12 protein-coding genes are annotated in these 13,585 nt (G+C 59.2%); 5 read left to right on the top strand and 7 right to left on the bottom strand.

Annotated features, from left to right (window positions below; all coding sequences use genetic code 11):
• Positions 1 to 221 precede the first annotated feature (221 nt).
• From RQH14_RS05340 to RQH14_RS05310, 7 genes are all read right to left on the bottom strand, one after another.
• Positions 222 to 977, bottom strand: coding sequence for an SDR family NAD(P)-dependent oxidoreductase (locus RQH14_RS05340; RefSeq protein WP_311212304.1), 756 nt, complete (start codon positions 975 to 977; stop codon positions 222 to 224).
• 72 nt (positions 978 to 1,049) lie between these two features.
• Positions 1,050 to 2,255 carry an acyl-CoA dehydrogenase family protein gene (locus RQH14_RS05335; RefSeq protein ID WP_311212303.1) on the bottom strand — a complete coding sequence of 402 codons (1,206 nt, stop codon included), beginning with the start codon at positions 2,253 to 2,255 and terminating at the stop codon, positions 1,050 to 1,052.
• Positions 2,256 to 2,278: 23 nt separating this feature from the next.
• Positions 2,279 to 2,566 (bottom strand): hypothetical protein, encoded by a 288-nt coding sequence (locus tag RQH14_RS05330; RefSeq protein WP_311212302.1) that lies wholly within the window; start codon positions 2,564 to 2,566, stop codon positions 2,279 to 2,281.
• A gap of 90 nt (positions 2,567 to 2,656) precedes the next feature.
• Positions 2,657 to 3,979 carry a dihydrolipoamide acetyltransferase family protein gene (locus tag RQH14_RS05325; protein WP_311212301.1) on the bottom strand — a complete coding sequence of 441 codons (1,323 nt, stop codon included), beginning with the start codon at positions 3,977 to 3,979 and terminating at the stop codon, positions 2,657 to 2,659.
• Positions 3,980 to 3,995: 16 nt separating this feature from the next.
• The gene (locus RQH14_RS05320; protein ID WP_311212300.1) at positions 3,996 to 4,985 is read right to left on the bottom strand and encodes an alpha-ketoacid dehydrogenase subunit beta; all 990 of its coding nucleotides are present in this window, start codon (positions 4,983 to 4,985) and stop codon (positions 3,996 to 3,998) included.
• Positions 4,982 to 6,064, bottom strand: coding sequence for a thiamine pyrophosphate-dependent enzyme (locus tag RQH14_RS05315; protein WP_311212299.1), 1,083 nt, complete (start codon positions 6,062 to 6,064; stop codon positions 4,982 to 4,984). Before RQH14_RS05315 ends, RQH14_RS05320 begins: the two co-directional genes overlap by 4 nt.
• Positions 6,065 to 6,066: 2 nt before the next feature.
• The gene (locus RQH14_RS05310) at positions 6,067 to 7,152 is read right to left on the bottom strand and encodes a Glu/Leu/Phe/Val dehydrogenase dimerization domain-containing protein (protein WP_311212298.1); all 1,086 of its coding nucleotides are present in this window, start codon (positions 7,150 to 7,152) and stop codon (positions 6,067 to 6,069) included.
• Between the two features lie 148 nt (positions 7,153 to 7,300).
• Between RQH14_RS05310 and RQH14_RS05305 the strand changes: the two genes are divergently transcribed.
• From RQH14_RS05305 to RQH14_RS05285, 5 genes are all read left to right on the top strand, one after another.
• Entirely contained in the window at positions 7,301 to 7,804 is a 504-nt protein-coding gene (locus RQH14_RS05305; RefSeq protein ID WP_311212360.1) for an Lrp/AsnC family transcriptional regulator, read from the top strand.
• 454 nt (positions 7,805 to 8,258) lie between these two features.
• Positions 8,259 to 9,317 (top strand): ABC transporter permease, encoded by a 1,059-nt coding sequence (locus RQH14_RS05300; protein ID WP_311212297.1) that lies wholly within the window; start codon positions 8,259 to 8,261, stop codon positions 9,315 to 9,317.
• Positions 9,318 to 9,385: 68 nt separating this feature from the next.
• Positions 9,386 to 11,119 carry a dipeptide/oligopeptide/nickel ABC transporter permease/ATP-binding protein gene (locus RQH14_RS05295; protein ID WP_311212296.1) on the top strand — a complete coding sequence of 578 codons (1,734 nt, stop codon included), beginning with the start codon at positions 9,386 to 9,388 and terminating at the stop codon, positions 11,117 to 11,119.
• On the top strand, positions 11,116 to 11,922 hold the full coding sequence (locus tag RQH14_RS05290; RefSeq protein WP_311212295.1) for an ATP-binding cassette domain-containing protein: 807 nt from the start codon (positions 11,116 to 11,118) through the stop codon (positions 11,920 to 11,922). The genes RQH14_RS05295 and RQH14_RS05290 overlap by 4 nt, the downstream gene beginning before the upstream one ends.
• Before the next feature lie 81 nt (positions 11,923 to 12,003).
• Entirely contained in the window at positions 12,004 to 13,584 is a 1,581-nt protein-coding gene (locus tag RQH14_RS05285; RefSeq protein ID WP_311212294.1) for an ABC transporter substrate-binding protein, read from the top strand.
• Position 13,585 lies beyond the last annotated feature (1 nt).

The raw sequence follows: 13,585 nt of genomic DNA, 5'->3' as shown, positions 1-13,585 counted from the left end.
GAGCCCGGCATCCACGGTGCGGCCGGCTTCCCGCAGTGACGTCTGCGGCTGGTCTGGGCCCCTTTGGCGATCCTTGGTGCCTATCACACTCCGGTTTCAACACCTCCGGATTGTGGTCGACTGCGGGACTAAAACATGCCGGGGCCGACAGGCCGGCAACCCCGATTCTTGCTCATTTAGGGGCTATAAGACCGGTAACGTGGGGTTGCGGCCTGAGGGGCTCAACGCGGTTGCATCCGCAGGGCTCCATCCATGCGAATTACTTCACCGTTGATGTAGTCGTGGTCGATGATGGATAGCGCAAGCTGGGCAAATTCTTCAGGGCGTGCGAGGCGCTGCGGGAATGGGACGCCGGCTGCGAGGCCTTCTCGGATTTCCGGTGTAACAGTGGCCATCATCGGTGTTTCGACCACCCCTGGGGCAATGGCGTTGACTCGAATACCGTGAGTTGCCAGGTCTCGGGCTGCGGGCAGGGTCATCCCGACGATGCCGGCTTTGGATGTCGCGTAGGCGACCTGGCCTATTTGACCTTCGTAGGCGGCGATCGATGCGGTGTTGATGATGACGCCCCGTTGACCCTGGGCGTCCGGCTGTGTCTCCTGGATTTCGGCGGCGGCTATTGCCAAGACATTGAAGGAGCCCATGAGGTTGACTTCGAGAACTTTTGCGAAGAGTGATGGGTCGTGTGGGCCATTCCGGCCAAGAACACGCGCCATGGGTAGAATCCCTGCGCAGTTTATGACCACCCGCAGAGGGAGCTCTGCTGCGGCCCGCTGAACGGCCTGCCGCACAGTTTCGGGGTCTGTCACGTCGGCCGCCAGATAGGTAATGCCTTCGACCGGCTGGGCGTGTTCCAGAGACTGTTCCAGATCAACGGCAAATACTTCAACATTCCGTGCTGCCAGTGCGCGGGCGGTAGCCGCCCCGAGCCCGGAAGCTCCGCCAGTTACGATGGCGGCTGTGCTGTCGATGTCCATGAGCTTTTTCCTCTCGACTACGTCTTGGTCCAAGGGGTGGTTGGCCCAGACTTGGGATAATCAGGTTTCGGGTTAGATGAATGCAGAAATACCGGTGACGGCTCGACCAACGAGCAAGCTGTTGACTTCGTGGCTTCCCTCGTACGAGTAGATCGCCTCGGCATCTGCAAATATTTTCGCCATTTCGAAGTCGGTGCTGATGCCGTTGCCACCGAGCATCGCCCTGCCGAGAGCGACAGATTCGCGCATTCTGTCGGTGCAGCTGGCTTTGGCAAGAGCTGCCTGGTCCATGGTGAGTTTTCCGCTGTCTTGAAGCCGGGCCATCTGAATCATCAGCGACAGTGACATTGTTGCGTTAGCCGTTATCTTGGAGAGTTGGCTTTGAATGATCTGGAACGAGGCGATTGGCTTTCCGAACTGATGCCGTTTAAGGGCGAACTCTCTGGCGACGTCAAATGCAGCAAACTGTTGCCCGACGGCCTGCCAACTGACCCAGACCCTCGAGTTGCGCAGCAGGACATTGGTGTCCCTAAAAGAAGTCGTTCCGGGCAGCCAGTTTGTGAACGGGATCCTGACGTCTTTGAGCACGATGTCAGCGTTCTGCACGATGCGCACAGCGGTCTTGTTCTCAATGGCTTGTGCCCGAAATCCTTCCCGGTCCTTCTCTACGAGGAAGCCCTTGATCTCGTTATCTGACACGTCTTTTGCCCAGACGAGGACATAATCGGCGAACGTGCCGTTCCCGATCCAACGCTTGGCACCGTTAAGGACCCACTCATCACCAACGCGTTCAGCGGTAGTACCGATGGATCGAGATATGTCCGACCCGTTCTCGGGCTCGGTCAGAGCAAAGGCGCCGATCTTCTTCAGCGCCAGGAAGTCTGGAAGGAGGTTCCGCCGCTGCTCGTCAGAGCCCAGATCATGAATCGCGGTTGCGACGAGCTCGTGGTGGACGCCAAAAAAGGTGGAAATCGATGTGTCGGCCCGTGCGAACTCCATTTGGATAAGCCCGCTGAGGAGATGGCTGGAAGTGTTCAGGCCGGAGAGGTTCTGAGCCGCAAGCTTGGGCAGGAGCTCAAACGGGAACTCGGCACGGTTCCAGTAGTCCGTTGAAATGGGCCTTACTTCACGCTGAAGGAATTCGCGGGCTGCGTTGTATCGCTCGATCTCGTCATCGGTGAGGAGATCTTCCAGCAACAAAAGGTCCCCGTCCGGATAGGGTGCCCCGTGGCTAGCGTCTGTGACGGCGGGCAGGGCGTCTTCTTTGAACGGTGTCATGGCGTATGTCTCTTCTTGGCTTGTTAGGACAGAACGGATTTGGTGGCGAGGGCTGCCCGGCGTCGGCGGAAGATGGCGTACTGCTCAGCCTCCAAAAGCACCCGGTAGCCTGATCCTTGATCGATGAGCTGTCGACCGAACCCACCTTCGGGCGCAACCCGTAGAGCAGATCCGTCTCGCGTTACTTCCTCGACTTTCCCGGACCGGAGGTGAAAGTGGTCCAGGGTTACGTGCACGTGGTAGCCCGTTAGCTGCGACCCGTTACGGACGAGCGTCCCTGGGCTGCCGGGGTAGTTTCTTGCCGGCTGCATCCTCTTCTTTCGTGCCACACGACTGCTGTCGATGCGGCGCCGCCCGTTGCCAGGGTTAAATGGTTGGCGCGAGATTGTGGCTCTATCCCGCTAGAGAAGTGACAGCCCCGGCTCGGTCATGATTGCGGCAGTGTCGGCCAGCAGCCGAGACCCCTGCTGTCCATCCATCACACGGTGGTCGAACGAGAGAGCCAGCTGCAGAACCGACCGGATACCGAGCCGTTCACCCTCCTCGTCCTGTATCACCCAAGGCATCCGGCGGACCGTTCCCACAGCGAGGATGGCTGTTTCGCCAGGGTTGAGTATCGGAGTGCCGGTATCGATTCCGAACACACCGATATTGGTAATGGTCACCGTCCCGCCGGCCATGGCAGTCTGGGGTGTTTTTCCCTCTCGTGCCGCGGAGCCGAGGGCATTGATTTCCAGGGCAAGTTCCTTCAGTGACAGGGTTTCTGCGCCCTTGATGTTCGGCACGACCAGACCTCTGGGCGTAGCAGCTGCGATCCCGAGGTTTACCTTTCGCATTTGGACAATTTCCTGTGCCGCATCATCCCAGCGCGAGTTGGCCTCCGGCGTTTCGCGGAGTGCCTTCAAGAATGCCTTGGCAACGAACGTCAGCGGGGTCAGCTTGACTTCCCTGAATTCCCGGCGTTGGCCCACCTGCCGAATAAGCTCAAGAGACTTCGTCACGTCGACACTGACGAACTCAGTAACGTGCGGCGCAGTGAATGCGGACATAACCATGGCCGCCGCGGTGTGCTTGCGGACTCCCTTGATGGGGATCCGCAGTTCATCATTGTCTGTAACATCCGTCCCAGCTCCCGGGGAGTCCTGCCCAGCCGCAATGACCGCTGCAGCTGCGGATGCTTTGAGGACGTCTTCGCGCGTCCTGACTCCGCCTTCCCCTGTAGGGGCGATAGAGGCCAAATCCAGGCCAAGATCTTTGGCCAGCTTGCGGACCGGTGGGGACGATTTTGGCGGACCCCCCACGGGTGTCACGGGTGCAACAGAGCGTCGCTCCGCGGGCACCTCACCTTTCACTCTCCTTCGCCTCCGGTGCGTGCCGATTTCCCGGGCACCGTACCCGACCAGGAGCTTGGGGTCTTCTCCTGTTTCGTTGGCCGTTAGGGCTTCCTCTGCCGGTGTTGGTGGGGTTTCCGTTGACCCGGTTTCGCCCGTTTGGATGCTGATGATGGGGTTCCCAACGTCTACGGTCTCGCCGGCTACGGCATGAAGTTCGTGGACTTCTCCGGCAAACGGAGATGGAAGCTCCACCAATGACTTAGCGGTCTCGATCTCGACGATGGCCTGGTTAACCTCGACAATATCGCCGCGTTTGACGAGCCAGGTGACAATTTCGGCCTCGGTAAGGCCTTCGCCGACATCCGGCAGGGAGAACTGTTTGATGCTCATGTTTGCGTCTTGTCTTCTAGTAGGTGAAGCTTCGGTCGATACCGTCGAGAATGCGGTCCAGCCCGGGGAGCCATTCCTCCTCGAGACGGCTGGCAGGATACGGAGTGTCGTATCCTGTTACGCGGATAACCGGCGAAATCAGCGAATAAAATGCTTCGTCCTGTACCCGTGCGGCCAGTTCTGCTCCCAGACCGACGGATCGTGAAGCTTCGTGGGCCACGACGAGACGGCCTGTCCTCTGGACGGAGGCAACGACTGCCTTGTCGTCGATGGGTGACAGGGATCGAAGGTCAATCACGTCAATGTTCCGGCCCTCTTCCTGACAGACGTCGGCGGCTTTCATTGCTACCGGCACGAGTGCGCCGTAGGTCACGAGAGTCAGGTCGGTGCCCTTCCGGACCGTCACAGCTCTGTCGAGGTCTGCCGGGGTGGTGGTGTTGGTGCTTACGTCGCCCTTGAGCCAATAGTTGCGTTTGGGTTCCAGGAAGATGACCGGGTCGTTGCTGCCAATGGCGAGCTTCATCATGTCGTAGGCATCCTGGGGGTTGGACGGGCTCACGACTTTGAGGCCGGCAGTGTGTGCGAAGTAGGCCTCGGGGGACTCGGAATGGTGTTCAATGGCCCCGATACCACCGCCGACTGGGATCCGAATGACCACAGGTAGGGTAACTGCGCCTTCCGAGCGGTGCCTGTATTTTGCCAGTTGCGTGATGATCTGGTTCATCGCCGGGAACACGAATCCGTCGAACTGGATTTCACAGACGGGGCGGTAGCCAGCCATGGCAAGCCCGATGGCGCTTCCCACAATGCCAGCCTCACCGAGCGGCGAGTCAACAACGCGGTGGTCCCCGAAGGTCTTTTGGAGGCCGTCGGTCACACGGAAAACTCCGCCGAGTTGACCGATGTCTTCCCCGATAAGCATCACTTTCTCGTCTGCCTCCATGGCGTGCCGCAGCCCGAGGTTCAGAGCGTGGGCAATAGGCATCCGGCTTGTCACTGCGGTCATTCAGCTGCCTCCACAAATTCCAGGTGTTCATTCATCTGCCGCTCGAGTTCATCCGGCAATTCGGCGTAGGTGTTTTGAAATGGTGACGAGTGCCCTGGGACGGGAAGTGCACGGCATCCTGACCGAAGGTGTTCGGCGAGGGCTTTTCCCCGACGGGAAATGTCTTCGACATTTGCGTCGTTGAGCAGCCCTGTGGACTGCAAGTAGGTCCGGAGACGATCGATGGGATCCAAAGCTGCCCACGCATCATTTTCGGCCAGGGTCCGGTAGCGGCCATCGTCGTCTGAAGTGGTGTGCGGGTTCCTGCGGTACGTGAGGGCTTCGATCAATGTTGGCCCTTGGCCGGCACGCGCGGCTGCCAGCGCTTCGCGTGTTGCTGCCAGGCAGGCGAAGACGTCGTTGCCGTCGACGCGAACGCCTTTGAATCCATAGCCTTGGGCTCGTTGCGCGACAGATACCCTGCTTTGTACTGAGTAGGGCGCAGATATAGCCCATTGATTGTTTTGGCAAAAGAAGACCACAGGGAGGTTCTGAGCTGCCGCCCAGACAAAGGCTTCATTGGTCTCGCCTTCACTGAGGGCGCCGTCGCCCAGGAATACCAGGACGGCCCGATCGCGAGCGGGGTCTCCGGTGCCGACGTCGCCATCTCTTAGGATGCCCATGGCATATCCGACGGCGTGAAGAGTTTGGGCGCCGATTACCAGCGTGTAGAGGTTGAAGTTGTTTTCGGTGGGGTTCCACCCGCCGAGGGTAGTTCCGCGGAAGAGCCCCAAAAGATCCACCGGATCAACGCCTCTGCACCAGGCAACACCGTGTTCCCGGTATGTGGGAAAGACGATATCTCGGGGGAGGAGGGCGTGAGCTGCCCCTATTTGTGCGGCTTCCTGTCCGAGCATTGAGGGCCAGAGGCCCAGTTCACCCTGTCGTTGAAGGGCGATAGCCTCCGTGTCGACTGTTCGGGCCATGAGCATGTCGTTGTACAGCGCCAGCACATCGGTCGAGTCCGTCTCGAACGGCAGTTCCGGGCTGGAGGTGAAGCTTCCTCCGGCGTTCAACAACGAGATAGGTTCGCCGTTCATGGTTATTTTTTACTCCCGGCACCGAGACGGGTCCGGACTAGAGTGTCGGCAGCATTGCCGGGCGTGGTCGAGCGTTCTTCGGCAATTCGGAGGATCTCCGTGACGGTCAATCCGATGTGACCGATGCGCATCCCGACTTCGTCGGGCTGGATCACGTCAATCTCGGATGCGACCTGAATCAGTCCCCCCGCATTGGCGACATAGTCAGGCACCCACAGAATCTCCTGGGCTGCGAGCTGATTCTCCACCTCTGCGTTCAGCAACTGGTTATTGGCTGCCCCGCACACCAGACGTGCTTGAATCGATGGGACAGTTTTTGGGTTTAGGGTGGCGCCCATGGCGCACGGCGCGTACACGTCGACTTCAGCGTCGATCACTGACGGTGCGATGCGGATGTCCGGGTGCTCTGTCAGCGCACGTTGCATCGACGCCGGATGGGATTCAGCGAGGACTACGTCAGCGCCGGTTTCCAGAAGCATGTTGATTAGCTGCTTGCCGACTTTTCCGGCTCCTTCGACGCCAACTGAGCGGCCCGTGAGGCCTTCGCTGCCCCAGATGGTCCTCGCAGCGGCGGCCATCGCGGTGAAAACACCGAGCGCGGTTGAGTACCCGCTGTCGCCAGACCCTCCTTTTGTTGCATTTCGCCCGACCACCCAATTGGTCGATTCACCGATGTGGTCCATGTCTGAGGACGTGGTGCCCACGTCGCCAGCGGTTATGTAGGACCCAGCGAAGGAGTCGACAAAACGCCCATAGGCCCTCAGCAATTCGGGCGTTTTAATGGTGGCCGGCTCTCCGACGATCACAGCTTTTCCGCCGCCCAGCGGCAAACCCGCTGCTGCTGCTTTGTAGGTCATGCCTTCGGAAAGCCGGAGTACATCGTTCAGGGCGGCGGCATCGCTTTCGAAGGCGAAGAACCTCGTTCCTCCGAGAGCTGGACCGCGGACCGTGTTGTGAAGGGCGACGATGGCATGCAGGCCCGTTGCCTTGTCCCTGAAGACTTTGACGCTTTCGTGGGTTCCTGACAGCTCACATGACAGGTCGGTTATTACACCGCCTCCGAGATCTGTTGTCAAAGTGGAAGACATGCTGGCTCCTCTGTCGGGTAGTCCAAGGGAAACAAACGGATATGTTGGACTAACTGTCGATCTACGTCTTGATATGGTCAACTCAATTGTCAACAACTGAGCATTTCGCCAATGTGATTGATCCAACCAGGAAGGCTGCTTGAACATTATGAGCAGAATTGATCGCCTCGATTCAGAGCTGCTGAAGCGTCTTAACATCAACGCGCGGGCGGGGGTTGCCGAGCTGGCCGGGCAGCTCGGAATATCCCGGAATACCGTAGTTGCCCGTCTTCAGAGACTCGAGGACTTAGGGATACTGAAGGGCTACCAACCTGTCATCGATCTCGAAGCCGCCGGACTTCCCGTCCAGGCTTTCGTAGGGCTGGAGCTGGATCAACGCCAACTCGCACAGGTAATCACCGCTCTAGGCGAAATCCCAGAAGTTCTCGAGGTGACAACGCAGGCCGGCAGGGAGGATCTCTTGGTCAAAGTAGCAGCCGCAACACTCACGCAGCTGCAGCAAGCCGTGGGGCGGATGATCGCGATCCGGGGAGTTCGGCATTCCAACACGACAATGTCAATCAGCACTCCCATGCCTTACCGTGTACAGCCTCTATTGGATCACTTGACCAGTGAAGCCGGGTGGGGACGATCTACTGCTCTACCGGGCTAAGCCATCGTCCGCAAGGTTGAGGGGTTTGGCAGGGCCCGGGCTCTTTTCAACCAGGTGCTGCTGAGTTCCCTCCGCCATTAAGATGGCGTGCGGTCCATCAGGTTCTTCCAGTCCTGCCCCTCCGCCTTCAGCCGGCGGGATGTCTCTGCCAGTTCGCTCGTGAGCAGTCCGAGTCCAGCACACGGGACCCGGCCGCCTCCTTTGACGATGCGCCAGATGACCGGCGGCCGGCCTAGCCGCATTGGACCAGGTCCCGGCAATGCCTTGGGACACAGCAAATCCGTTTTCTGGAGCGACCCCTGTTGTGGCAGGGAATTCATGCCGCGGTCCGAGCCTTCGGTGTTCGACGTATCTGTGCACTCGGATCCATCTTGGTCAGAAACACCAAAGCTACTTCCGAAATTGATGCTAATTACCCACGACGTGAGCCGTGCCACACTGCCACGATGGATCTATGAAGAACATGATTTCATCGGCGCCGCCCGATAGCCCAGACGCCGTGGCGGTTTCTGAGGGGCCTTTGGTGGTGGATGTGGTTGCAAAGCCGGCGACGAAGGCCGCCAGTACCAATCCTTGGGTGAGCTATCTGACAAGACGCTTGATTCGGCTAGTGATCTCAGTGGTTGTACTGGTCACGGCAGCGTATCTCATGGTGCGCTTGCTGCCGGGAGATCCCGCACGGCTTTCGCTTGGTCCCGAGGCCACAGACGAGCAGATCGCCGTCCGGCGCTCTGAACTTGGTCTGGACACGTCAGTACTCACGCAGTATTTCCACTTCTGGGAAAACCTGTTCCACGGTGATCTCGGAAAGTCTTACAGCACGCGTCTTCCCGTGTTTGATGTCATAACCCAGCGGATGCCGGCAACGCTGGAGATCTCGGTTCTGTCGATCATCGTGATTCTCTTGGTCGGCATTCCGTTGGGCATGGCCATGGGTGAAGCGACACGCGGCGGCCGCAACAGGTGGCTGGACACGATGTTCTCCAGTGTCACCGGCCTCCTGACGGTCGCACCGGTGTTTGTTGTTGCGGCCATCTCGATATACATGTTCGCGATCACCTCCCCGGTCTTCCCCGTGGCAGGACGTTCAGGTCCTTCGTCATACGTACTTCCCGTCCTGGCGCTATCACTTAGCTCTACCTGTGCCCTTGCCCGAATTGTTCGTGCCGAAACTTTTAACGTGCTTGAGGCTGACTACGTCAGGACTGGGAGGGCAAAACGAATGCCGAAGTCCCGACTGTTCTTTCGCCATGTTCTGCCGAATCTGGTGACTCCGACTCTGACTTTCGCGGGCTTGCTGTTTGGCGGGCTGATTGCGGGCAGCGTCTTTGTCGAAACGGTGTTTGCCTGGCCCGGTATGGGCCCGGTGGTGGTTGGTTCCATCACGAATCGGGACTATCCCCTGGTACAGGGCATCGTCATGGTCTATGGCGTCCTCATACTGCTGATCAATCTGGTGGTCGATCTCCTGATTGCGGCGATTGACCCGCGCTCCCGAATCACAAAACTTTAGAGGACCCGATGACTACACTTACTACCGTCGCGCCGGCGACCCGACGGATACGATCATTTGTTCACCAGATGCGGACACCGACAGGAGCCATCGCCGTTATCGGCACGGTCCTTTTGGTTGGGCTGGCGATCTTCGCTCCCGCGCTTTGGGGTGCCGAAGCAACTAAGGTCAACGTCGATCTGATTGCTCAAGGGCCAAGTCCCGAGCACCTTCTGGGGACCGATTCTGCTGGCCGCGACATCCTGCTCCGTACCCTGGTAGCCGCGCGTACATCATTGATCTACGGCATGCTGGCGACCCTTATCGGCGTGACGCTCGGCGTGATTGTGGGCTGCCTTCCGAGCATCCTGCCGCCGTGGATCGGCCGACTCGTGACCGCGGTCGTCAACATGCTCGTGGCGTTTCCGGCCCTGCTTCTGGTTCTGTTTCTTGCGGTGTTTTTTGGGCAGGGGGCTATGGGGGCGGTCTTTGCACTGGGATTGGCTATAGTGCCGGACATCGCAAGACTGTGCCAGACGATGACTGCGAGCGTCGTTGGACGGGATTTCGTTAGCGCTGCGAAAGTCCTCGGCGTGCCTCGGACAGCGATCCTGTTCCGGCACATCATCCCCAGTGTTACTGACGTTATTGTCGTCAACGCGACGATGGCGGCCGCCAGCAGCCTGACCGCGATGGCAGGACTGTCGTTCCTCGGCATAGGTCTGCAGGCTCCTGCGTACGATTGGGGCCGTCTTTTGTCGGAGGGGCTGGCCCGTATGTACGTGTCTCCTGCGGCTGCGTTGACGCCGGCAATTGCTGTCACCCTGGCCGGGATCGTGCTGACCATGCTCGGTGACACCATCGGCCGCGCTTTAGGTGTGACACCGGTTATCTCGATGCGCAAGTTGGCCGGTCTGCCCACCCGCTCGGCCAAGCCTGGGTCGGACAGGGGGGAGACGCCGCAGCCCGAAACCGTCCTGTCGGTTCGCGACCTCCACGTGTCGTTCCCGGCTTTGGGCAAGTGGGTAACGCCGGTTCGCGGGGTGAGTTTCGATATTGCACGCGGAGAACGTGTGGGAATCGTCGGGGAGTCGGGTTCAGGCAAGAGCCTCACAGCCTTGGCTGTTGCTCAGCTCATCGAATACCCAGGAAGGGTCGAGGCATCCGCCATCGCATTTGATGGGGTCGACTACGCCGGAATGAGTGAACGCGAAGTCACGTCCCATGCCGCTGATCTGGGTCTGAAGATGTCGATGGTGTTCCAAGACCCAATGTCCTCGCTTAACCCCTCGCTCCGCGTAGGCCCGCAGGTCGCTGAGACTGCCCTCCTCCACGGTGGAGCCATTCGAACACAGGCCAGCGATCGGGCCACAGACAGGCTGGCAGAAGTTGGTATACAGAACCCCAAGATGCGGGCCCGCCAATATCCGTTCCAATTCTCGGGTGGTATGCGGCAGCGCGCCATGATTGCCATGGGTTTGATGGGAACACCGAAGCTCATCATCGCCGATGAACCCACGACAGCATTGGACGCGACGGTGCAGCGAACGGTGATGCAGGTCCTGGACCGAGTTGCCGTCGAACACGGGTCAGCGGTCATGTTCATCTCGCACGACATTGCACTCGTGACCGGATTCTGTGAACGGGTTCTGGTGATGTATCACGGTGAAATTGTGGAAGACATATCAAGCGCTGACCTGGTCGCAGGGAGCGCCGTTCACCCCTACACGAAGGCTTTGATGGCCTCGATTCCCACACTGACGACCGACCGTTCGCGCCCGATGGCTACCGTGGCCGACTTCATGAAGGAGGACAAGTCATGACCTCGCTCGAGTTTCGCAACCTGGTGGTCGATTTCGGACGCGGACCCAAAACCGTCCATGCCGTCAAGGACGTCAGCTTCATGGTTCCCCAGGGAAGTACAGTCGGTGTTCTGGGCGAGTCAGGATCCGGGAAGTCCACAATAGCCCGTGTGGCAGTAGGGCTGGAGCACGCAACCTCCGGTGACATCCTGCTTGATGGACGGTCTCTGTTGCAGTCAAACCGGGCAGGACGGATGCGTCGAAGCCAGGTTCAAATGGTTTTTCAGGATCCATACTCGTCCCTAAACCCTAGGATGACCATCGGAGATTCGATCGCCGAGGGGCTGCATGCCAGCTACCGCAGATCCAAGCAACCACTGCCCTCGCGTCGTCAGATAGCGGCAGAAACGCAGAAATTGCTTGGTCTAGTGGGTCTGGATTCTTCCTACGCCGGACACTACCCTCGGCGTTTGTCGGGGGGGCAGCGGCAGCGGGTTGCACTGGCTCGTGCACTTGGCGCAAAACCGTCCGTGTTGCTTGCCGACGAGATTACCTCTGCTCTGGATGTGTCAGTACAAGGAACGGTCCTCAACCTCTTTCGCAAACTCCAGTCCGAGCTTGGCTTCACGGCGTTGTTCATTTCGCACAACCTTGCTGTCGTCAGATATGCCTGTGACTACGTCGCCGTGATGGACAAGGGCGATCTGGTTGAGTTCGGGCCCGTCGATGAAATTCTCACTGCACCAAAGCACCCATCGACTCGTGCGCTGATCGAAGCAGTCCCCGAGATGGGCAAACCGTTGTTCGTACCCGCTCATCGGTGAGCGCCCCGCTGAAGTGTCACCCGCGCCGCACATACCCCACACCCCACTCGAACGTCCCGCACAAACAAAGGAAATAGCACCATGAAGGTTCGATACCTACCCGTTCTCGCCGTTGCGGCGGCCGGAGCTCTTGTTCTGACGGCCTGCAGCCCCAGCAGCAGCCCAGGAACGGGCCAGTCAGCGGCCGCTGTGACGGATGGCACCCTTAATTGGGCACTGTCGACAGATCCTGGAAACCTGTTTCCGCAGGGTTCGACCTTTGCCGACTCTCGCCAGCTTATGGCCTTCGGATACGACAGCCTCATCACAGTCGATGACAATGGCACACCCAAGCCGTGGTTGGCTGAGAAATGGACTGCGTCATCAACGGAAGTGACGTTTACCCTCAAAGACGACGTAACGTGCGGCGACGGTTCGCCACTGACTGCGCAGACTGTGGCAGACAACTTCAACTGGATCACAGATACCAAGAATTCTTCACCCGTGTCGGGTACATTTGTGCCGGTCGGAATGACGGCCAAAGCGGACAACTCGGCAAGGACAGTCACAGTGACATCCCCGACACCGAATTCATTCTTCCTCGAATTGCTTGGTCAAGTGTTCATCGCATGCGGCAAAGCGATCGCCAGCCCGGACAAGTACTCATCCGCGTTTGACGGAACAGGGCTCTACACCCTGTCCGCCGTAAAGCCAGGCGAGAGTTACACGCTGACCCGTCGTGACGACTACACCTGGGGCCCGGACGGGACCACGTCCAAGACTGCCGGTCTACCCAAAACCGTCACGGTCTCCGTGGTGAGTGATGACACCACGCGGGCCAACCTGTTGTTGGCAGGCAGCATCAACACCGGAACAGTCGTGGGACCAGATGCTGCCCGTCTCGATGCCCAGGGGATCCCAGGGTTGCCATTGAAGTCCGGCTCAACGGAGCTGTTTTTCAACCAGGCTGCTTCCAGGCCAGCCTCTGACCCAGCTGTCCGCAAGGCCCTTGTGCAGAGCACCAACACCAAGGTGATGGCCGATATCATGGCCGGCGGCAAGGGCGAACCATTCCAGTCGCTCCTGAGCGGGAAGCCGACGACCTGCGCCATCGAGGACGTGCACAAGTCCGCTCCAGCGTTTGATACCGCCGCAGCTGCGAAAACACTGGACGATGCAGGGTGGAAGGTCGGAGCAGGCGGCGTTCGAAGCAAGGACGGACAGGCGCTGTCCATCAAGCTCCTATACCGAAACAGCACCGAAAAGGCCACAGCGTTCGAGTTCTTGGCCGATGAGTGGAAGAAACTCGGCGTGGATGTAACTCTCAGGGGCGGCGACACGGCTGTGCTCAACGACCTGAAGTCCTCAGGCACCGGCGACTGGGATGTCATTGACTGGTACGTGGGGGCGCCGTTCCCGACGACGCTCGTCCCGTTCTTCAGCGGGTCCACATCGAGCAATTTCTCGAAGATCAACAACTCCACCTACAACGAGCACGTCGCTCTGGCCAGCAACAAACTCGGCACACAAGGGTGCCCGGATTGGCAGATTGCCGAGCGCGCACTGGTATCGAACGCCGACATCCTGGGCATCGGATGGATCAAGAACACTACATATACACGTGGCTTCACCGCGAATCGGTCACTCCAGGTCGAACCTTGGTCGATTCGGCAGTCGGGCTAAT

It is taken from the genome of Arthrobacter sp. WCS2018Hpa-7 (genome assembly GCF_031843805.1).
Lineage (GTDB): Bacteria > Actinomycetota > Actinomycetes > Actinomycetales > Micrococcaceae > Arthrobacter.
The sequence above is the reverse complement of the archived record's forward strand: the minus strand, read 5'-3'. Positions and strand labels throughout refer to the sequence as shown.

Coding starts and splice junctions, on each gene's coding strand:
- RQH14_RS05290 (WP_311212295.1), top strand. CDS start 11,116: ATGACCTCGCTCGAGTTTCGCAACCTGGTGGTCGATTTCGGACGCGGA.
- RQH14_RS05300 (WP_311212297.1), top strand. CDS start 8,259: ATGAAGAACATGATTTCATCGGCGCCGCCCGATAGCCCAGACGCCGTG.
- RQH14_RS05310 (WP_311212298.1), bottom strand. CDS start 7,152: ATGTCTTCCACTTTGACAACAGATCTCGGAGGCGGTGTAATAACCGAC.
- RQH14_RS05335 (WP_311212303.1), bottom strand. CDS start 2,255: ATGACACCGTTCAAAGAAGACGCCCTGCCCGCCGTCACAGACGCTAGC.
- RQH14_RS05285 (WP_311212294.1), top strand. CDS start 12,004: ATGAAGGTTCGATACCTACCCGTTCTCGCCGTTGCGGCGGCCGGAGCT.
- RQH14_RS05330 (WP_311212302.1), bottom strand. CDS start 2,566: ATGCAGCCGGCAAGAAACTACCCCGGCAGCCCAGGGACGCTCGTCCGT.
- RQH14_RS05320 (WP_311212300.1), bottom strand. CDS start 4,985: ATGACCGCAGTGACAAGCCGGATGCCTATTGCCCACGCTCTGAACCTC.
- RQH14_RS05295 (WP_311212296.1), top strand. CDS start 9,386: ATGCGGACACCGACAGGAGCCATCGCCGTTATCGGCACGGTCCTTTTG.
- RQH14_RS05315 (WP_311212299.1), bottom strand. CDS start 6,064: ATGAACGGCGAACCTATCTCGTTGTTGAACGCCGGAGGAAGCTTCACC.
- RQH14_RS05340 (WP_311212304.1), bottom strand. CDS start 977: ATGGACATCGACAGCACAGCCGCCATCGTAACTGGCGGAGCTTCCGGG.
- RQH14_RS05305 (WP_311212360.1), top strand. CDS start 7,301: ATGAGCAGAATTGATCGCCTCGATTCAGAGCTGCTGAAGCGTCTTAAC.
- RQH14_RS05325 (WP_311212301.1), bottom strand. CDS start 3,979: ATGAGCATCAAACAGTTCTCCCTGCCGGATGTCGGCGAAGGCCTTACC.